The organism is Bacillus sp. AK128, assembly GCF_053903075.1.
On record NZ_CP096379.1, the window covers coordinates 1,669,606 to 1,690,912 of the forward strand.

17 protein-coding genes are annotated in these 21,307 nt (G+C 36.5%); 14 read left to right on the forward strand and 3 right to left on the reverse strand.

The window, feature by feature from the left end:
- The first annotated feature begins 570 nt into the window (after positions 1–570).
- The 4 genes from M1D60_RS08210 (at position 571) to M1D60_RS08225 (ending at position 5,133) form a co-directional block, all read left to right on the forward strand.
- Positions 571–1,083, forward strand: a complete 513-nt coding sequence (locus tag M1D60_RS08210; RefSeq protein WP_456278674.1) for a GNAT family N-acetyltransferase — start codon at positions 571–573, stop codon at positions 1,081–1,083.
- A gap of 318 nt (positions 1,084–1,401) precedes the next feature.
- Positions 1,402–1,893, forward strand: coding sequence for a sigma-70 family RNA polymerase sigma factor (locus M1D60_RS08215; protein ID WP_456279390.1), 492 nt, complete (start codon positions 1,402–1,404; stop codon positions 1,891–1,893).
- Complete coding sequence (locus tag M1D60_RS08220; RefSeq protein WP_456279391.1) at positions 1,886–2,671, forward strand: ABC transporter ATP-binding protein; 786 nt, start codon at positions 1,886–1,888, stop codon at positions 2,669–2,671. Before M1D60_RS08215 ends, M1D60_RS08220 begins: the two co-directional genes overlap by 8 nt.
- Before the next feature lie 2 nt (positions 2,672–2,673).
- Positions 2,674–5,133 carry an FtsX-like permease family protein gene (locus M1D60_RS08225; protein ID WP_456278675.1) on the forward strand — a complete coding sequence of 820 codons (2,460 nt, stop codon included), beginning with the start codon at positions 2,674–2,676 and terminating at the stop codon, positions 5,131–5,133.
- A gap of 112 nt (positions 5,134–5,245) precedes the next feature.
- Here M1D60_RS08225 and M1D60_RS08230 read toward each other — a convergent pair whose 3' ends face one another.
- Positions 5,246–5,881 (reverse strand): TetR/AcrR family transcriptional regulator, encoded by a 636-nt coding sequence (locus M1D60_RS08230; protein ID WP_456278676.1) that lies wholly within the window; start codon positions 5,879–5,881, stop codon positions 5,246–5,248.
- A 128-nt stretch (positions 5,882–6,009) separates the two neighbouring features.
- Between M1D60_RS08230 and M1D60_RS08235 the strand changes: the two genes are divergently transcribed.
- The 7 genes from M1D60_RS08235 (at position 6,010) to M1D60_RS08265 (ending at position 13,534) form a co-directional block, all read left to right on the forward strand.
- On the forward strand, positions 6,010–8,229 hold the full coding sequence (locus M1D60_RS08235; protein ID WP_456278677.1) for an MMPL family transporter: 2,220 nt from the start codon (positions 6,010–6,012) through the stop codon (positions 8,227–8,229).
- 307 nt (positions 8,230–8,536) lie between these two features.
- Positions 8,537–9,154: an alpha/beta family hydrolase gene (locus tag M1D60_RS08240; RefSeq protein WP_456278678.1), complete on the forward strand. Its 618-nt coding sequence runs from the start codon at positions 8,537–8,539 to the stop codon at positions 9,152–9,154.
- 107 nt (positions 9,155–9,261) lie between these two features.
- The gene (locus tag M1D60_RS08245; protein ID WP_456278679.1) at positions 9,262–9,723 is read left to right on the forward strand and encodes a hypothetical protein; all 462 of its coding nucleotides are present in this window, start codon (positions 9,262–9,264) and stop codon (positions 9,721–9,723) included.
- 172 nt (positions 9,724–9,895) lie between these two features.
- Complete coding sequence (locus M1D60_RS08250) at positions 9,896–11,587, forward strand: methyl-accepting chemotaxis protein (RefSeq protein WP_456278680.1); 1,692 nt, start codon at positions 9,896–9,898, stop codon at positions 11,585–11,587.
- Between the two features lie 174 nt (positions 11,588–11,761).
- Positions 11,762–11,992 (forward strand): hypothetical protein, encoded by a 231-nt coding sequence (locus M1D60_RS08255; protein WP_456279392.1) that lies wholly within the window; start codon positions 11,762–11,764, stop codon positions 11,990–11,992.
- Positions 11,993–12,183: 191 nt separating this feature from the next.
- On the forward strand, positions 12,184–12,810 hold the full coding sequence (locus tag M1D60_RS08260) for an HD domain-containing protein (protein ID WP_456278681.1): 627 nt from the start codon (positions 12,184–12,186) through the stop codon (positions 12,808–12,810).
- Positions 12,811–12,982: 172 nt separating this feature from the next.
- Entirely contained in the window at positions 12,983–13,534 is a 552-nt protein-coding gene (locus tag M1D60_RS08265; protein ID WP_456278682.1) for a GNAT family N-acetyltransferase, read from the forward strand.
- A 60-nt stretch (positions 13,535–13,594) separates the two neighbouring features.
- Here M1D60_RS08265 and M1D60_RS08270 read toward each other — a convergent pair whose 3' ends face one another.
- Positions 13,595–14,146 carry a GNAT family N-acetyltransferase gene (locus M1D60_RS08270; protein WP_456278683.1) on the reverse strand — a complete coding sequence of 184 codons (552 nt, stop codon included), beginning with the start codon at positions 14,144–14,146 and terminating at the stop codon, positions 13,595–13,597.
- Between the two features lie 255 nt (positions 14,147–14,401).
- On the opposite strand from M1D60_RS08270, the gene M1D60_RS08275 reads away from it, so the two are divergent.
- Together M1D60_RS08275 and M1D60_RS08280 are read left to right on the forward strand one after the other, a co-directional pair.
- A complete protein-coding gene (locus tag M1D60_RS08275) occupies positions 14,402–17,479 on the forward strand; it encodes an N-acetyltransferase family protein (RefSeq protein ID WP_456278684.1) in 3,078 nt (1,025 codons plus the stop codon).
- Positions 17,480–17,481: 2 nt separating this feature from the next.
- The gene (locus M1D60_RS08280) at positions 17,482–18,336 is read left to right on the forward strand and encodes an amidohydrolase family protein (protein ID WP_456278685.1); all 855 of its coding nucleotides are present in this window, start codon (positions 17,482–17,484) and stop codon (positions 18,334–18,336) included.
- A gap of 343 nt (positions 18,337–18,679) precedes the next feature.
- On the opposite strand, the gene M1D60_RS08285 is transcribed toward M1D60_RS08280, so the two are convergent.
- Positions 18,680–19,831 (reverse strand): ATP-binding protein, encoded by a 1,152-nt coding sequence (locus tag M1D60_RS08285; RefSeq protein WP_456278686.1) that lies wholly within the window; start codon positions 19,829–19,831, stop codon positions 18,680–18,682.
- Between the two features lie 632 nt (positions 19,832–20,463).
- Here M1D60_RS08285 and M1D60_RS08290 point away from each other — a divergent pair.
- Positions 20,464–21,306, forward strand: a complete 843-nt coding sequence (locus M1D60_RS08290) for a DegV family protein (RefSeq protein WP_456278687.1) — start codon at positions 20,464–20,466, stop codon at positions 21,304–21,306.
- Position 21,307 lies beyond the last annotated feature (1 nt).

Consider the following 21,307-nt stretch of genomic DNA (forward strand, 5'->3'; position numbering starts at 1 on the left):
GTGGAGAACTATGATAAAAGAACCTCCAAAATTTAAAAAGTGGGTTTTAATCTTTAGCGTTTGATCAAGCTGAAACTGCCGAACTAGTACCTGAAAATGTATGAATAGAAGAGGCGGATTTTTTCTTTTTTTCAATATATGCTCCTACTCGAAAGAATACAAGAAATGAATATGGCATAGTCCATCTTGGTATTATGGGTACTTTCTTTAAAGTGAAAGACGGACAATATGATGATTCAATTTGGGTAAATTTCTTAAAGTAATGGATGTACTCTTTAACAATGTTCTTTAAGAAAGGCCTTTTTGTTAAGATTCTTGCTTTAACTTACCTTTGTTAACAAGTATAGTTGATTGGAGTGGAAGGCACTCGACTCCGGCGGGAGAGTGAGGGAAGTGTGAGACCCCACAGGCGAAGCCGAGGAGGCTCACATCCCTCCTCGCGGAAAGCGAGTGCCTGCAACGGAAATCAACGGACCAATTTTAAATAGTCTTATAAAAGAAGCAACAAAATATCTGAAAATCCCTAAGAATACCCAGGGTGACTTTTATGTTCAGTTAAGAGGGAGCTAGATGGATATGAATGTAAAAAGTAATCAAGCTATCAAAATAAGACCTATAACTATAGATGATTTCGAAAATGTTCTAGCATGGAGTAAGGATCTTTCGTTTTGCTTAGCAAATGATTGGGAGAAAAATAGAGACGAGAAAGAATTATATAGCTGGTGGCTCCATTGTGTAAATAATCTTGCTGAAGACTTTATTCGATTGGGAATTGAAATGGAAAATAGACTAATTGGTTATGCTGACCTAGCTTGTATTAAAAATACCACGGCTGAATTAGGCATTGCAATTGGTGAAAGCTCACTATGGGGTAAAGGAATTGGCTACACTTCTAGTAAATGTATGATGGACTACGCTTGTACCCATTTAGGAATTACAGTCTTTACTGCAGAAACACACGAAACAAATATTCGCTCAAGAAAAATGCTCATCAGATTAGGATTTAAAGAAGTTAGTAGAATCGGAACTGAAGAGTACTTAGGAGCAGAGAGTCAATTAATACAATTCAGGCTTTCATTATGATAAAGCACTAACACAAACGATTGGGAGCGATAATCCAAAGAGGGTTATCGTTTTTTTGAGGGTATTTATTTTTACTTAGGCTCTATTTCTGATTCAAAGATTATTTCACTAAGGCTGATTGACATTCTTTGTTACTTTTTATAATTACGTGATTTAAATCTCTCATTCTACAATTGAATAAAATATAAAAATTTTTGAATCAAAACGATTAGTTGTAGAGTCTAACAGTTTGGAAGGGGGGCGGTTTTCATAGTAAATCATACTATTTCTCTTATTGAACAAGCGAAAAATGGCGATGAGGAAGCCTTTTATAATCTTATAGATCAGAAAAAGACTGAACTTTACCGCATGGCATTTATCTATGTACAAAACGAAAATGATGCCATTGAAATATATCAGCAAACCATCATTCGAGCATTCGAGGGATTACCCAAGCTGAATGAACCTAAATACTTTTCTACTTGGATTACACGTATATTGATTAACTGCTGTAAAACATACATAGCAAAAAGGAAGAAAATGGATCTTGTTGATCCGACGAGTTTCGAAACAATGAACACCATATCATACTCCAATATTGAAGAACATTTAGACCTATGGAGTGCACTTTATCAGCTTGATGAAAAATATAAAACGGTTCTATTATTACGATTTTATCAGGATTACTCGATTACCCAAATTGCTTCAATTTTACAATATCCTGAAGGAACAGTGAAAACCTATATTAGAAGAGGGTTACAAGCATTACGATCACAGTTAAAGGGGGCGTATATTGATGAATGGGTTCAATCCGTTGAAAGAAATGATTGATACAATTCCTGTTCCAGAAAAGCGATTATCTGAGGTATTGCGTATTGAAGGCATGACCAAAATCTTTAGACAGAAGGAACATAATGTAACGGCCATAAAGAATATCCATTGTACTATTTACGAGGGGGAAATGGTAGCGATTATGGGAACGAGCGGTTCTGGTAAGAGCACCTTACTTAATATGATTAGCGCAATTGATGAGCCCACGGAAGGTGCACTTTTCTTATTTGGGAAGCAAGCAAATAACGTGTATAAAGAGCCGAATGCTTCTAATTTTAGGAAAGAAAATATTGGCTTTGTATTTCAGTCATTTCATTTACTTAAAGACCTGACCGTTGAAGATAACATTTCTTTGCCGCTCATTCTTAACGATGTGCCAAGTAAGGAAATCAAAATCCGTGTAGAAAATATAATGGAAAAATTACAGATTTCAGCATGGCGTAAGCACCTTCCGCACGAACTATCTGGTGGTCAAAAACAACGTGTTGCCATTGCTCGGGCGATTATTACAAATCCTCCTATTTTGCTCGCGGATGAGCCAACAGGAGCACTTGATGTCAATACAACCGATGATATTTTACATCTTCTTGTCAGTCTGAAAAAGGAAATGAATCAAACCATTTTACTTGTTACTCATGATCCTTATGTTGCAACATTCGCAAATAGAATTCTCTTTTTTCATGATGGTAGAATTGTTGATTCTTACCATAATACCAATACAGATGAAGATTTAGATAATATTTTATCCAAATTTAAATCGTGTACTCGAGGTGATTGATCATGTTTAGTATTCGTAGCATTGCGATGAAACTATTTCGTGCTGCTTGGGCTCATGTTGCTACAAGTATTAGCATGATCGCAATTAGTATTTGTTTAATAATGACAATGAGCCTTTATATTTGGAATGCTAATGCACAATTGCAAGAGGAAATTCACGCAGTGTTTGGAGATGCTGATTTAACAATCGGATACAATCCTGAACAAGAAAAAACTATTTCAACCGCACTTTATAATCAATTAAGCTCTCTAGATGGAATTGATATGGTATCACCTGTTTTGATTGCGCAAACAACTGTAGAACAGATGGATTCTGTATATACTCTCGGGGTTGAGAATGATGATCTTGTAAAAAGTAGGTACCATTTTTCAACAGACCTAAAGAGTAATGAAATCATCTTATCAGAAGGAATTGCCAAGGTATTACAGAAGAATATGGGGGACCAAGTCCTCGTTCAAAATACGACCTTTATCATTAAAGAAATACTACCAACTGTAAAAATGGCCGAAGAAACAAGCTTTGTACTATTGCAGAATTCCGTTGTAAAAGAGTGGGTTCCGTATGCGGATCATGAAACAAAGGGTCTTTTTGCGTTAATTGAAGCCGATCATCCTTCAGAGATTGGTAGAAACATAAAGCAAATAGACAGCAATTTGAGAGTAGACATTACGAACGAGTATGATTTTGTGAAAATGAATTTGCAGTCTTTAATGATTTTTATCATTGTTTTATCAGTTTTTATTTTAATCATCACAGGGATGTTATTACTATCAACCTTCCAATTACTATTCTACAAATTAAAGGAACAACTAATGGTTTTGAGATCTCTTGGTGCATCTTCTAACCAAATTGGGAAAATTATTAACACGCAACTATCTTTCATTATCTTATTAGGAGTCATCATGGGAACAGTAGTCAGCCTATTGGTCATCAAATTAGGATTGCCACAGCTGATTTCATTCTTATCACTACCAATTGCTAGAAATGATTTTCCTGCCATTCTCGTGTTATCTATTGGGTTCATTAGTTTTGGAATTCTTCACCTTATCACAAGGTGGCAGATTAATAAGGCAATGAAGCTCCTTCCTTTACAAATCGAAAGTGACAATGAAGATCTTCAGTTAAAATTGACTACTTTTAGAGTAATGGTGATTAGTGTGATGTCATTTATATCACTTTTTTGTTTCGTTACCGGACAGTTGCAAGAGAATTCAGGTGGAAAAGGCCCTTTACTGATTATTTTCGGCTCGCTTATTCTATGTGGGGTGGTTCTTCTTCTAACCCCATTTATTTTAAAAGCGCTTTTATCAATAACCTTACAGCCTATCCGAAAACTTTTTGGAAATGAAGTTTATTTAGCTAGCCAGCAACTATTACCACAAATTAAGCGCAACTCAACAGTTGTTCTAAGTTTAATTGGATTAATGGTGATCTTAATCTTTGGCAGTTCCTTATTAAAAAGTATTCAAGCCAACGAACAGGAGTACATTCAAAAGAGTTACGAGACTCCGGTTATTTTAAGTAATGAGATAGAGGATCAGTCTATAACACCTACTATAATGAACGAAATAGAAGACCTGCCTTCCATAACTTACGCATATGCCAAAAGTAATTTGAGTTTAATAGAATTTGAAAAAGACGGAAATTCCTTTAGTAGTGATTATACAACCATTGATGTTGATACATATACAAAGATGAACCGAATAAAACAGGTTCATGGAGACTTAACCAACGGACTGATTATTACAAGTAAGTTTGCCGATGAAAATCTGCTCTCAGTGGGAGATACACTTACCATTCATTTACCAGTCATATCAACTTCAGAGCTTGTAACAGCTGGGACGCACCAAGTAGTAGCAATCATTCCTGAGCCACTTAATCATGCTGATGTTTATATTGATTGGTCTTCCACCATTACCAAACAAGAGCAGCCGATTATAAACGAAATTATGGTGGAAACCACAGATACAAAACAAACAATAGCCGAATTACAAGGAATCTTAAACAAGTACCCTTCTTTTCTATTGAGAGATCAAGACACCATGTTAAAGCAAGCAAAGGAGATGTTTGAACAGCGTTGGAGTTTGTTTGTGGGAGTTTTCATTGTTTTGATTGGGGCAACATGTATAGGTGTAATTCAATCCTTACTTCATACCATTTATGTGAAGCGTAGTGACTACGCCGTTCAACGTCTTGTTGGACTTTCGCCTAATGGTTTAATAAAACTTATCCTTACCCAAGTACTGTCCTTTGTGCTATACGGCTTAACAATAGGGACGTTCCTCGGTCTTCTTTTAACAAGGATGTTATCAATAATTGATCCTGAGGGTCAGCTGAGGTTTAATTATTCGACACTTATTATAGTAAACACGTTCTTACTACTCGCCACGCTATTTGTTTTTACAGCACAAGGTTACTGGATCAGTCGAAGTAAACTTGCATTGGAAATGAAGAATATATAAAAAAAGTAAAAGGGCTGTGAAAGTTATTATAGCTTAGCCCTTCGTAAATCAGGCTGCCATTTTATGATGGCAGCTTATTATGTTTATGCGAACGTAAATAGGACTATTTCTCCTAATTGGATGGGTTCTGTGGAAATAAGCCGTTCCAATAAAAATCCATGATCTGACTGGCTGTTTCTTCTATGGTCGGAAACAGGCCTGTTTGGTCCGGATTGCGGTAATTACCGACCTTCAGTAAAGAAGTATAGCTTTGGACAGCAAATTCAGTATGAATCTCTGGAATTTCATTGTTATTAATTGAATCAGTAAAGGCCTTTTTAAGTGCATCGAACATTTTAGACTCTGCATTGTGCATATCCTGGAGTTGCTTCTCTGTCAATGAACTCTTAGCTTCTCGTAGAAAACCATCTAGGTCAATGTTAAAAGTTGCTCTTAAATGAGCTTCTGTTACACGATAAAGTCTTTGGCGTAATGGCTCAGGCTCAAGAAGCATTTGTAACATGTATCCTCGAATTCGAGTCATGAGCAAAACCATTGCCTCTGTGAACAAATCCGCTTTACTTTCAAAGTAATAGTAGATGGTTGCCTTCGTCACGTTACATTTTTTTGCTACATCATCTAAAGAGACATTCTGAAACCCATTGCTTAAAAACAGTTCTAATGCTGAATTAAGGATGATTTCATTTGTCGGTGTTGTTTGTTCATTTGAACGCGGTCTTCCGAGCGAGCGTTTTTTCTTCTCTTTCAAGCATGTCCTCTCCTCACTATTGAATCTTTTATATTATAGCACGTAGAGATATTTGTTGATAATTAACTTACCAGTATATATAATTTAAGTGCGTACAGGAATTAGTTGTAATAAAAGGGGAGAATAGAATGTCTATTAAAAAAATGGTGGAGTTTATCACTGGGCCAAGAAGTCGCTGGCTGACATTAGTGATTTGGGTATTTATTGTATTTTTATTAACTTCTGTGTGGCCACAAGTGAATAGTCAGGAAACAAATTCAAGTCAGCTACTTCCTGATTCAGCTATGTCTGTGGAAGCAGAGCGTATCACCGAGGAACAGTTTCCAAATGAAACAGGGGTTCCGTTATTGGTCGTGTGGTACCGTGATGGTGGGCTGAACGAAAGGGACTTTGAGCATGTTCAAGCATTATACAAGGACCTAAAAGAAAAACCTCTCGATTATCAATCAATGGTTCCAGACTTTGGAAGTGTCCCACCAGAAGTACTACTACAGTTAACTTCTGAAGATGGCGAGGCCCTATCTACACCTATTTTTTATGATACAGAGGCATCGGTGGACGAATTACAGGAATCACTGGATGTTATAAATGAAAAAATAAAAACGCTAACTGGTAAGGATTCATTTTCACAGGAGTTAACAGAAGGTGGATTGCATGTTCGATTTACAGGACCAGTTGGCATTCAGACAGATGCCACTGCCCTATTTAGTCAAGCTGATGTAACATTGCTGATTGCGACAGTCTTGCTTGTTTTATTCTTATTAATCATCCTCTACCGTTCTATTATTCTGGCATTAGTCCCATTGATTGGAGTGGGCTTTGCCTACGGAGTCATTAGCCCTTTACTAGGGTTTCTAGCAAGCAACGGGTGGATCGTGGTTGATGCACAAGCGATTTCTATTATGACGGTTCTACTTTTTGGTGCTGGAACCGATTATTGTCTATTTCTAGTGTCAAGATACCGTGATGAGCTACAACTCGAACAAAATAAATACAAGGCACTTCATTTGGCGATTGCTAATTCAGGTGGGGCTATTCTAATGAGTGCGTTGACCACGGCATTAGGACTTCTTACTTTAGGTCTAGCACATTATGCATCCTATGACCGATTTGCTGTTCCATTTAGTGTGGCCATTATCATCATGGGGATTGCTGTATTAACGTTGCTACCGGCGATTCTTTCTGTACTTGGCCGAGCGGCATTCTTCCCGTTTATACCAAGAACAGAGTCGATGTTTAAAGAGTTAGAAGCAAAAAAAGGAAAGCCAGTGCGTCGACCTAAGTACCGAAGCGCGTTTAGTAGAATGGCAGGAAGAGTTGTCACAGAAAAACCGTGGGTGATTATTACCATCACATTTATATTCCTAGTTGTATTAGCAGCCTTTGTACCTAGAATTGAATATACGTATGGTGTGTTTGAATCGTTCCCTGAGGATATGCCGTCTAGAGAAGGAAATACGATTATTGCTGAACACTACCCTGTTGGTGAAATTGCACCGGTGCAATTATTAGTGGAAACGGACGGTCAAGAAGTTTCCATTGAGGAAGAACTATCTTTATTGCCTTATGTAGAAGAAGTTAGTGAGCCTTTAGTTGGAGAAAGTAACGAAAACATGAAGGAATACAACATCATTCTATCTATAAATCCTTTCTCGAATGAGGCGATTTCTGTAATCCCTCGATTGAAAGACCAAGTAGAAACTATGTTACTAGAATCAGGTGTCGACCAAGCAGAAAGTCGAGTTTGGCTTGGAGGAGAAACCGCAAAGCTGTATGATACAGAGCAAATCACAAGTAGAGACCAAAGTATCATCATTCCTGTTGTGTTAGGAATTATAGCGATCCTACTGGTAGTTTATTTACGCTCTTTTCCTGCGATGCTTTATTTATTACTAACTGTCGGATTATCATTTTTATCGGCACTTGGACTCGGTTGGCTTGTCATTCACTATGGTTACGGAGCAGAGGCAATGCAAGGATTAATCCCTCTTTATGCGTTTGTCTTCTTAGTGGCTCTAGGGGGAGATTATAACATCTTTATGATTTCGAGCATTTGGAAAAATCGTAAGAAGATGTCACTGAAAAGAGCCATTTCAGAAGGGGTTGAAGAAACGAGTAGCGTGATTACATCTGCAGGTCTCATCCTGGCAGGAACGTTCGCAGTCTTAGCGGTTTTACCTTTACAAGTATTGGTGCAATTCGGAACGGTCACAGCGATTGGAATCCTGTTAGACACATTTATTGTCAGACCTCTTCTTGTCCCAGCCATTACAACAGTCCTTGGGAGATTTGCTTTCTGGCCAGGTGAGTTGTGGAAGAAAGAAGATGGCGAGAAGGAAGAAGCATAGTCGAAAAGTAAGGTGATAAAATTAGATTCTTCGTTAGTAATTATTTTGTCCTTAGGATATGTAGTGAGAAAACAGCTTTTCCGTAAAAAGGGTATAAGTATTCAAAGAGTAACACTTTCATCAAGTGTTGCTCTTTTCGTTTTAGAATTTTTTATGTCAGCTATAAGAGATTAGAATTCATACGTGGTAGGATTAATTATTGCGAATAAAGTAACTTTAGAAATATATCGGAGTTTACTTGAAGAAGGAATATTGCCTTATAGTCAAGAATAAATCACTCTATAAAACACTAGGGAGCGAGATAAGGGTGACAAATTTTAAAATCATTGGACCTAAGATTATTCCTTTTAGATTGATTGAACAAAAACAAGAATCAACTACCTTAGTCATTGTTTTACCTGGGGCAGGGTACACAGTACAAGCTCCATTGTTACACTTTACAACAGCTCTTTTTTACAATAAAGGTTTTGATGTATTACATATCAACTATACATTTAGTAGGGAAGAGATGTCTGCTTTAAAGGAAAGTGATTTCGCTAGAGATGTTCAACTTGCAATTGAAAGCGCAATTAAGGACAAAAAATATAGCAATTATTATGTAGTGGCTAAATCAATCGGAACAAAAGCTTTGAGTTATCTACTCGATCATACAATGTTCAAGGATGCGAGAATAGTATGGCTGACTCCCATACTACAAAATGATGCCGTTTTTCATGCAATGGTAAACAGTAATCAAAGAGGACTTTGTATCATTGGCGATAAAGATAGTTGCTTCATTAAGGAACGCTTTGAAAATTTAAAACATAATCAAAATCTACTTTTAAAAGTGGTCGAAGGAGGCAATCACAGTTTAGAGCTTGATGGAGAACCTTTGGAATCAATTGATGTGTTAAAGGATGTAGTATTTGAAATAGATAAATTCTAGTAGTCTACTGTTTTTTTTAAGGCTTATACTAACAGGATTAAGTTCAAAAAAAGGTTAAAGTACAAAGTGAATTTTAGAACCTCTTCTATGATAGGTGGGGAAGCATTTTGAGAAAGAAATATTGGGCAATATTAACCATCTCAATTTTTATTATTTTTTATTTAGTGATGTTATATTTTAACAGCAGTAAAGTTGCTAGGAATTATGTGAGTGAACACAACTACTTGATCCTCTGGTCACACGGAGATATACATACATTTACGTTAAATCAAACGAACTTACTAGAAATGCCTCAAAATTATATTTGGAGTTTACAAGAAAAAAGCCCAATCCCCTACCTAGGCAAAGAGATTACCACTGAACAGTTTTTTGGTTTTCATCCCCGATATGGTCTAAGGTACCTCAATGTGATGAAGGTTAATCAAATGTTTATAGGTGGGTATTCTGTAGAATACAGACTACTTCCAAGCAATGGATCGCCTGAGTCTATAACTGGGGAAGAGGTTTCAAATGGCAGACTTTACAAATGGAAGAACAATATTGAATTAGAATTGAGTAAACTGGATTAAGATCATAAAATGATAATCTTCTTAGGTTGCAGTCTTTATATCAAGTTACAGTTTGTATACTAAAAATGAATTTTTAAGCCACTTTGATAGACCATGGTAGTCCTACTATATTAAATAAAGATTCATTAAAAATAGCCGATATATTTAGTAGGCTAAAAACTAGGGGGACATCATGAAGATTAAAGCAAAATTATTTTTAATTGTTTCATTATTTACTTTGGCGGTTGTCGTCATCGTTGGTTTATCAGCGTTTCAACTTAATAATACTAAAAGTACGTATACAGAAATGCAGGAAGATGAAGCAGTTCAATTGTTACTAAAATCTATTCAATATCGATTTACAGGGATATCAAATGATGAAAGGGCTTATTTATTAACAGGAGATATGGAACTTGTTGAGGGAATTGAAGAGAAAATAGGTAAGATTGAGAGTTATTTTACTGAATTAGAGAAAATGAGCCACCTGGAATTAAGTGATCAGGAAGACTTTCAAACCATTAAGGAAACCTTGGCTGTTTATTTTGATAAAAATAAAGAGATGGTAGACGAATATAAAAGTGGCAATGTCGAACAAGCTTTAGAAACTCATATGAAAGAACAAAGAAGTATTCGTAAGGAACAAGTGGATCCTAGTATTGAAAAAGTTATAGAAAAATTCGAGAAAGAAATAGCAGAAGATAAAGAGATGTTTGCTCAAAAACAAAAAACAGAAAACATGATCTTTTATACTGTTGTTTCTGTTTTACTAGTAGCTGGACTTGTTTTAGCATCTATCATCATTCAATCCATCATAAAACCAATTAAGGTAATGACGAAATCACTTCAAGAAATTGCAGAGGGAGAAGGAGATCTTACTAGGGAGATTTCCGTTTCTTCAAAAGATGAATTAGGATTGATGGCTCAATCATTTAACAAAATGATATTTAACCTACGTGAATTAATTAAACAAGTTGGATCAAATGCTGAACAAGTAGCAGCTGCAGCTGAGGAATTAACAGCAAGCTCAGAGGAGACAACTCGTGCCACTGAGCAGATTTCATCTACTGTTCAAGAAGTGGCAAGTGGTTCTGATAGACAGATTACTAGTCTAAAAGAAACGTCTAGATCAGTAAGTCACTTAACAGGGACGGTCACTAAAATAGCTAACAGTTCAGAACAAGCATCACAAACTGCTGATATTGCTTCGCAGAAGACAGTTGTCGGTAATGAAGCGATTAAAAAGATTGTGATTCAAATGAATGGAATTAATCAGACAGTCAATCAATTATCAGACGAGGTTACTAGATTAGGTGAGCGTTCTAATGAAATAAGTAACATTGTTGAAACAATTACAGGAATCGCAAATCAGACTAATTTACTTGCATTAAATGCAGCAATCGAAGCTGCTAGAGCAGGTGAACATGGACGTGGCTTTGCAGTTGTTTCTGATGAGGTTCGTAAACTAGCTGAACAGTCAGCAGCATCTGCTCAGCAAATATCAGAATTAATAGAAACCATTCAATCAGATACGACTCGTACAGTCGAATCAATGAACGAAACGACTAATCAAGTATCACAAGGAATTTCACTTGTTCATAGTACAGGCCAGTCATTCACTGAAATTCAGCAATCAATTGCCGAAGTATCCATCCAAATTCGAGAAGTATCTCAATCTGTTATGGAAATGGATCAAAACACCAAGGATATGGTTAAAGATGTTCAAATTATAAAAAATATCTCAGACATCACTGACAGAGGAACCCAAGAGATGGCATCTGCAACAGAGGAGCAGGTGGCATCAATGGAGGAAATTGCAGCATCCGCAGCTTCATTATCTAAGATGGCTGAAGAGTTACAAACATTAATTGGAAAATTCAAAGTGTAAAATTACATTCAGCGTACCTCAAAATGAGGTTCGCTGTTTTCATAAGTTGTGTATTTTACTGATTTAAAATGTTTTGTATATCCCCTCATGTTACTATATTTTTATACCGTTAAAGGTAAAATATGTTAAAAGTGAATTAACTTGTAAACTAGTATCATGAATAGCATAAATGGGGTGATTTTCTTGAGTAATGACAATCAATCTAAATTAGAACAATGGCGGTCCAAATATGCAGCAATTGCGACAGCAATAACGTGTTTATGTACGGTAATCATGAGCTGGGGAAATAATTGGATCCTTACAGGTATTTTGGGATTAGGGGTAGTGGTTTGTGGAACGATGGGATTTTTTGATATAAAGCGTTCTAAAGAGGAAAAAAATAAAAAGAGGACTTTTTCTAAATAAAGAGGCTTTAAAGTGCATGTAGGTAAAGAATGGTGAACACTTATTTAATAAAAATTCTTAAAGAGAAAGAAGCTTAGAGATTAATAGTTGAATCTATAGTAATGGCTTATTTTAGTTGAACACTTTTTATATTAAAAGGTATTATAAAGTTGATGGTATATATTAACAATTAGTGGGAGAGGTAAAATATCATGAATAATGACCTTATAAAGGTGTTGGAAATAGTCAGGTTAGGGGAAAAACTAAAATATGAAATGAGACATAGTTGGTTATCTAATGGTAGACAAGAAAGTGTTGCAGAACATACTTGGAGAGTTTCATTAATGGCAATGTTAATAGCGCCGTATTTAAAGGAAGAAATAGACACATCTAAGCTTTTAAAAATGATTATTATCCATGACCTTGTTGAAGCAGAAGCAGGAGATATCCCTGCTTTTGATACTCTAGATAATTCGGAGATAAAGGAACAAAAAGCCTTAAATGAAATAAAAGCAATCGAGAAGATTAGAGATACACTTGGCAATGAATTGGGAAATGAATTATACTCCCTATGGTTTGAATTCGAAGATAAGGTTACATATGAATCCAAAGTAGCAAATGCCTTGGATAAACTCGAAGCACAAATACAACATAATGAAGCTGATCTTTCATCTTGGATAGAAATTGAATATAACATGAGCTTCCTGTTGGATAAACATGTTTCTTTTGATCCAGTTTTACAACAATTGAAAGACTTAATTGAAACAGAAGCAGAAATGAAGATGAGCAGTGCAGGAATTGATGTTAAAAAAATTAAGGATAGTATTTTTATAAAATAACCGAACATTATTTACTAACCGAGAGTTTTATATATGAGGATTTATAGGAAAGGTGTGATTAAGATGAAAAACGTACTATTAAACAAGGTGATTGAAGAGTAGATAGAAGTTTAATATCTTCTTTTCAATTTTCAATTTGATAAATTAAAACACATGTGAAAAGAGGATCTGTATGTATAGAGATAAAGAATTAGCAATTCGTCCAGTTGAGGAAAAAGACCTGCCCAAACTTTGGGAATTAATTTACAAAGAAGATGCACCAGAATGGAAAAAATGGGATGCTCCTTATTTTCCTCATGAATCGATTCCTTTTGAAAAGTTCATGGAAACTGCACCAACTTGGGTTGGAAAGGAAGATTTCTGGGTTATTACGACTAATGAAGAAGTAAGTGGAATTGTTTCTTATTATTTTGAGGATGAACAACGCAAATGGTTGGAATTAGGGATTGTAATCCACGAAGGTCATAATTGGAATAAAGGAATAGGGACTCGTGCACTCAAGCTTTGGCTCAATCATATCTTTACATCGCTTCCACTTGTCAGAGTGGGTTTAACTACGTGGTCTGGCAATGAAAGAATGATTCGAGTTGGGGGAAAAATAGGGATGCAAATGGAAGCACGAATTAGAAAAGTTCGCTTCTATGAAGATAACTATTATGATTCAATTCGGATGGGAATTTTAAGGGAAGAATGGGAAGCATTAAGATCCGCTATCAAAATATAACAAAAAACAAACAAGAGTTGACGGTTCAACTCTTGTTTGTTTTTTGTTAACAACTTATTGCTACTTCACACCGAATCTCTCGATATACTCTTCTCGTAAAATTGAACAATAGGCCAAATCCTCATATCTATCATTCTTCAAGACATGCTGGCGAAAGGTTCCTTCATAGGTCATGCCTGACTTTTCCATTACTTTTGTAGAAGCGGGATTTCTCGTGAATGCTGCTGCCCAGATCTTATTCAACTTCTTTTCTTCAAAGCCAAATCGGAGCATTAATTGGGTTGCTTCTGTTGCATAGCCTTTTCCCCAATATGGAACACCAATCCAATATCCTAACTCAGCTTTAGCATCATGGCCCATACCAATTGAAATGGCTCCAATTACCTCATTTGTTTCTCTAATCACCATAGCAAAGCTAAAGGATTTGTTTTCTGCAGCAAGGTCCTTATGGCTATTAATCCAATCAACAGCTCCTCCCTTTGGATAAGGGTGAGGTATATTCAAGGTTGTATCTGCGATTAATGGGTCCTTCGCTAATTCTTCAACCTTTTGTGAATCTTCAAGTGTAAAGGGTCTGAGTAGTAATCGGTCAGAAATAAGAGTAGGAATCATAATAGTACCTCCTTTAATAGTAGGATTATTATAGGAGGTACTTAACATATCGTCAATCATTTTTTAACAGAAATTACCTTTACAACTTAATTCGACCTCCTTTATAGTAGTAATGTGGTGTAAAAACCATATTTTTCCTAAAAATATAAAAAGGAGGAGAAGGACATGATTAAGAATGTACTTGGCAATGAACGTAAGGGTTTTGATGGGAATAGGGAAATTGATACGTAGAAAAATAGAATCGGAGGATTCATCATGGAGAAAATAAAGCAAAAGATTAACATAGTGGAGTATCATGAAGGCTTGGCTGCTGGAGTTGCGGATATGTGGAATCATAGTCGTGAAGGCTGGGGCGGAGATTCACACGTGACGACGGAAGAGAAAGTCAGAACACAAGAAGGGAATTCTAGTAATCTCAATCTCTATTTAGCGATGGAGGATGACAGAGTTGTTGGCTATTGTGGGTTGTCTGAGTATAGGGAGGATGAAGGAGCTCTTTATATTCCACTATTAAACGTGAGAACGAATGATCATGGAAAGAAAATTGGTAAGAAACTTGTCCTAACTGCGATTGAACGGGCAGTTGAATTAGGGTGGCCAAGATTGGACTTGTATACATGGCCAGGGAACACAAAGGCTGTGCCGTTGTATAAAAAATGTGGATTCTTTTGGGAGGATCGTGATGATACGACCCATTTAATGAATTTCATCCCGACAGTACTACAAACAGAGGCAGTTGCTGATTTCTTCCAAATTAATAATTGGTATGATGCAAGCTCCAGAGTGATTGAAGTGACACCCGATGGAAGGAAGGACAATGACTTTAGCTACTATGAATATAAGTGGGAAGGTCATGACCAGACTTTACGGATGGAATTTGAGCGGACGGGAAGAGGCTTGAGATTAATTGAAACGGATGATTATGTGATCTCATGTGAAGTTGAGAACTTCAAGCTTGTTACAGATGCAAGTTATAAGGTTAGCTATCATGTGCGGAACAAAACCGGTGTACCATTACACATAGAGCTTGAAGGGGAAAATCATAGGCTGATTCAATTTCCATTTAAGCAAACTGCCAATGTTGAGGATGAAACGGTTCTAGAAGGAATGTTTCGATTAAATGGATTTGAAGAAGAACAAAGTAATTGGCGGACACATCCTTCTGTCATTACGAATCTAAAAATTAATGGTAAACAAGCAAGGTTTGCAGTAGGAATTTTACCGAAGCTACCAGCTAAAATGAAAGGAATCGTCCCTGAGTCACAGTGTTTCCTGAACGATACGAGCGTATTTTATGTGGATATCGAAAATAACTACCAAGAAGAGGCTAGCTTTACCTTACTTTTCCCAAAAGAGGAAATGCTTCAGTTAGGAAATGAAAAGTATGTAGCTAAAGTAGCTGCAAAAGGTAAAGTATCTATTCCAATTTCATATAAGCTAAATCAATTTGGGTTTTATTCACCTGAAATAGAGGTGGAGGTTCTAACACAGTCTGGTATAGCAACGCGATTTACAAAGAAAATTGGAGTAGGGTTTAAGGGGCTTGGTGCTCAATTTAGCGGTGAATGTGATGATTATTGGCATATTTACAATGGTCTCTATCACTTATACTTAAGCAAATTTGATAGCAAACTAATTCCAGGTAGACGAACGACTGATAGTCAAAATACGTTTAGTATGTTCCCGAAAATTGGTAAGCCATATTCTGGTGAGTTTTCAAAGAGAAAACCTAAGAGTATTCAATATCAAGAGGAAAATGGGGCAATGGTTTTATATGCTACTTATGAATCAACTGAGTTTCCTGGACTTGATTTGATCAGTGTTTCAAAGCTATATGCAGAGGGACTAGTAGAACAATCTTATAAGCTTGCTAACCACCTCGATACGGAAACTGAACAAGAAGCATGGGTATATCAACCGATTGTCCATCAAATGTTTAAGCCAGTTTTCCCGATGAATCATCAAGTTATTGAAGTAAATGAGCAGGCTTATGCAGATTTTGGACTATGGAATAGTAAAAATCTTACTGAATCATGGTTATTCTCAAGACACAATCCATACCCTCATGGGATATGCTGGCCGAAAGAAGCGAAAGTTAACTTTGAAAGCTGGTATATGTATGTCGAGCATAACGTAGGAAAAGTACCGGCTCAATCAGTGGTTGAAACAAAACCTGTCTATTTATCAATAGGAGCCTATCAGACTTGGGAAGAATTTAGAGATTTTGCCACAAGAAAAACACAGGCAATGGTAACTCCTGTAGATGATATGATGTTAGCTGGAGTAGAGGCGAACGGACAACAGGTTGAAATTAGTTTTATTGATCAGAAAGAAAGCTTATTTGATGGGAACATTTCAATAAACTATGGAAGCAATAAGGTTAACAAGGAATTCAAGTCAACGGATCAGAAAAGAAGTATGATGGAAAAAATCACTTCCAATAATACGTTGTCATCTGTGAAGGCAAGCTATGATTTGAATGGAATTCATTCTTTTAAGAATGCTCTAGTGTTCACACCAAATAGTGGTAGGGTTCAATATAGAAATGAACTGAGAGAGAATCATGAGGTCACTGTTGCAAGTAATGGAATGCTATCTATTTCTGCTTCAGCTTCGTTTTATCCGGGGTTATTTTCATTAGTTGCCCACGATAAAGAGTGGTTAGATTCTTCTTTTCCTACCTTAAAACCAAGAGCTTGGTGGAATCCATGGAGTGGTGGAATCCGTTCATCGATTCAAGGTATGAGCCACAAATCCTTTGCAAAAGAGGAGACAACCGTTTCAGAAGGAAGCCTCTATGATTGTAATAATGTAGAGTGGAAGGGCCTAAAAATTACTTCTAATGTACAAGTGAAAGAAGAATATAAAGGGCTTGAAGTACAGCAATATTATGTCATGCTTCCGAACGCTCCAATCCTAGCGCATGTAACAAAGTTCGTCCAAAACACTGGAACGTATTTTCATCATAAAAAGTGGTTTACGGAAACCTGCTTTCTACCAGGTGAAACCCTTGATCAAGGATGGATTAAAAGCAATCGTGAAAAGGGTACGTACTTTGCAGGGAAAACCGAAATTGCTGCCTTAATAAGTGAACATGTTATAATGGGCTCAACAATAGATGACCATATTTTACAGATGATTATTGACCGAGACGTTGTGGAGTCGGAGACTTATATGAACAAGGAAATTCAATCACTGGCAGTTTGGCATTTACTTAGCCTAGCAAGCGGGCAAGAGTGGATCTCATCTCCGAGCTTCTATGTGGCGATGGATACACTACTTTCTGAAGATGAGGTTAAACAACTGCAAAGGATTCAGCTAAGAGAGGTTTAATTATGAAAATCATTGATGCACATATTCATTTTTCTAAGATCGGTAGCTTTCATGAAACAGCAACTTCCATCTCAAAGGTGGATTATTCAAATGAAGGACTACAAAAGGAATTTAAAGACAACAATGTTGTACTCGGTATTGCGATGGGAGTAACCGAGACGAGTGGAGAAGGGTTTCCCGACTCTGCTTCTTCCTCCCCAATGGGGATTGATTTAGCTCCAGAGATACCGTCTAATGTTGTGTACTGTGCTGGAATCAATCCATACCGATTGGATGAAATGGCCTTAACAAATCTAAGGGATGAACTTGAGAAACCAAACTGTGTAGGAATTAAGATTTACTTGGGGTATTATCCGTTTTACGCATATGATGATGTGTATGAGCCTGTTTATAAACTGGCTAAGGAGTACGATGTACCAGTGGTTTATCACACAGGAGACACTTATTCCGAACGAGGGAGATTACGCTTTTCGCATCCGCTGACCATTGACGAGGTTGCCGTTAAACATCGGGAAATGACGATTATGATGGCTCATTTCGGAGATCCATGGGTGCTGGATGGAGCAGAGGTAGTGTATAAAAATCGTAATGTGTATGCAGACTTGTCAGGACTTGTTGTGGGTGAGGATGGAGATATAAAGAAGCTTCAAGATACAAGGTTTTTTGACCATTTACTGCATGCCCTAACGTTCACTAATAACTACGAGAAATTCTTATTTGGAACGGATTGGCCATTGACACCAATCAAACCATATATTGAATTTATCCAAGATATCATTCCAAAAGAATACCATCAAAGCGTGTTTTACGACACAGCGCTTAAGGTATTCCCGAAGATAAAACCATTCTTAAAATGAGTCTATTTATTTAGGCTCATTTTTTTCTTGTTCGGGTTCAAAGGCATCTAACCAATCATCATAATAATAAGTTTCAGTTACTTCCATATTTTTCATACTGCCTCTAAAATTACTTTCCCTATCATGGAAATCGGATGTCAAAACAATTCTTCCGTTGAAAGAATACTCTTACACTCCATGTCAACCGCATACCAAGTGGAGGCATCATTTTCTGACTGTGCTTCAATACAAGACCTAGAGGTATCTTAACGTAAGGAGAAGTATAAAATGATTGCTCGACTTAATTTCCATAGTAAGTATTAATTCAACAAAAAAGCCTTACTCCCTGCAAAAGGAATAAAGCTTATATACTTTCAACTTCTGTTAAAGGTAATTTTATGGAAACCTTTGTTCCATGAGGTAGACTTTCAATTGTTACTTCACCATCATGACCTTTAATAATTCTATTTGTCATCGTTAATCCCAATCCTTTAGCATTATCTTTAGTTGTATAAAAGGGTTGATTGATCTTTTGTAGGTCAGATATAGGAATTCCAGATCCATTGTCTTCAACTTCAATCATGATGCTATCTTCTAATGAATAACAACGAATATGAACAAAACCGCTGTTTTCTTTCAAAGACTCAATCGCGTTCATGATAATGTTTTCCAAAACGAACTTAATTTGTTCTACATCTATGACGATCCCTGGTAGCGGGAGATTGACACTCATATCGAATTTAATAGAAGAGTATTTGTTTACTTCCATAGAATGAAGTAAATCAGAGATCACATTTGTAATATTTACTTTCTTTCTATCTGGATATTGTGGGCTTGTCTGTAATATGTAATTACTTAAAGCCTTTTCAATTTTCTCTAACTCAGATTCTATTAAATCTTGATATTTGAGTAAATAGTTTTTACTTATAGAAATTTTAAGGAATCCTTTTATAATCTGAAGAGGGTTCCCTATTTGGTCTGCTAAATCAGCTGATAACTCTCCCACAACAGATAAACTCTTTGATCTAATGACAGAAGCTTTATCTATAGGTTTTTCTAAGAGTAGGTCAACGACTCGCGCAAGTAATCCAGCTAACCTGTTCATATCGCTAATTTCTGTTTCATTGAATGAATAGCGTGATGGGTCTGCAGCACAAAGAGTTCCATATAAAGTTCCATCATACAGTTCAATCGGGATCGCTAAATAGGATCCTATTTTCAATTCTTTTGTCACCCAGCTGTCTTTTAAACGTTCATCAACTGACGTGTCTTCAACGATAAAAGGCTCACGGTAATTTTCAAAATTAACGTATTGACAAAGAGAATCTCCGTAGCTCACTGTTTGGCCAGCTTCTAAATCAATACCCTCATTATTTAAAATCTTTGATACTTCAAAAATATCATTTTTTAATCTAGTAACAAAAAACGTTCTTGTACCAACAACAACCGTTGCTAAATATAAAATATCACTGATTACTAACTCTAATTGATCTGATTTTTCAGCCGTACCAACCATTTGAGTTCATCCTTTTAGGTGTGTCATCGTTAAAAATTAGGCTCTGTTAAAGTTTGTTGTTGATTTCCGTTCCAGGACACTCGCTTTCCGCACTTGCACAGGATGTGCTGGCTTCTGCGTTGCTCACAGGACGTGAGCGACCTTAGCAGAAGTTCCTTTAAGCCTCCTCGGCGTTATCGCCTGCGGGGTCTCCTTCACCACGCTTCTCCCGCAGGAGTCTCGCGTCCTTCCACTCCAATCAACTCTGCTAAAAATCAACACTGTTCTTTAACACAGCTAAAAGTTAAGAAAGGAGTGTTAAAAACGGTATGTATAGATTTCTAGTTGAATATCACACATTTTTTTTGAATCTTCTATTATATTAATATTATCATTTTGATGATAATAAGTCTTTGTTATTAACTTATTTAGCAGTCAATCTAATTGTCCTTAGAAGCTTCATCTCGTTACTCTAATAATTCTTTAACAGACTAATCCTTGTATTTTTGGTCATCACTTGCACCAATAGTTTTTTACAATAATAGTTTTTTGTAAGCTCCCTATTTTGATAGGTTTTTTCTTATTTTTTAAGAGAAATAAATGAATAATTACCGGGAATTTATTATACTTTGAAGTAAAGGGGGTTGTTTTATATGAAAATTGCTTGGGTTACAGATAGCACGGTTTATCTAGAGGATCGACTAAAGGATCATCCTGATATTTATATTGTTCCTTTATTAATTTTATTTAATGAAGTGGAATATAAAGATGGGAAAGATATAACGTTGGAAGAGTTCTTCGAGAAGCTTGAAAGCTCTCCGCAATTACCTACTTCCTCCCAGCCTGCCGTCGGTACGTTTGTGGAGTTATACGAAAGATTAAAACAAGACTATGATGCTATTATTTCTGTCCATTTATCTAGTAAGCTAAGTGGGACTTACTCCTCTAGCATACAGGGAGCTCAAATGGTTGATAAAGAGATTAGTGTTATTGATTCTAAAATATTATCCCTGCCAATGGGTGAGATTATTTCACACGGATTAGAGCTTCAAGATCAAGGTAAAACTTACGGAGAAATTGTGGAGGAATTAACAAATCTCTCTGAAAAGCATAAAACCTATGTAACAGTGGGTAGCTTAGAACAGCTACATCGTGGAGGAAGAATGAATGCTGCTCAATTTTTAATTGGCTCTGCACTTAAAATTAAACCAATATTGGCTGTAAACAACGGTGAAATTGAAACGGTTGAAAAGGTTCGCACAGAAAAAAAGGCCCATCAACGAATGGTTGATCTATTTGTCGAAGCGAAAGCAAAAGATCCGTCTATCTCAAAGCTATCGTTAATTTATGGGAGAACTCCTGATGTGGCAAGTGAGTGGAAGGAAAAGCTCCATGCTGAATTTCCAGACCTCCGGATTGAATTATGTCCTTTAGGCTCAGTGATTGGCGTACATGCCGGTGCTAATACATTTGGTATCAGTTGGTTTAATAAATAAC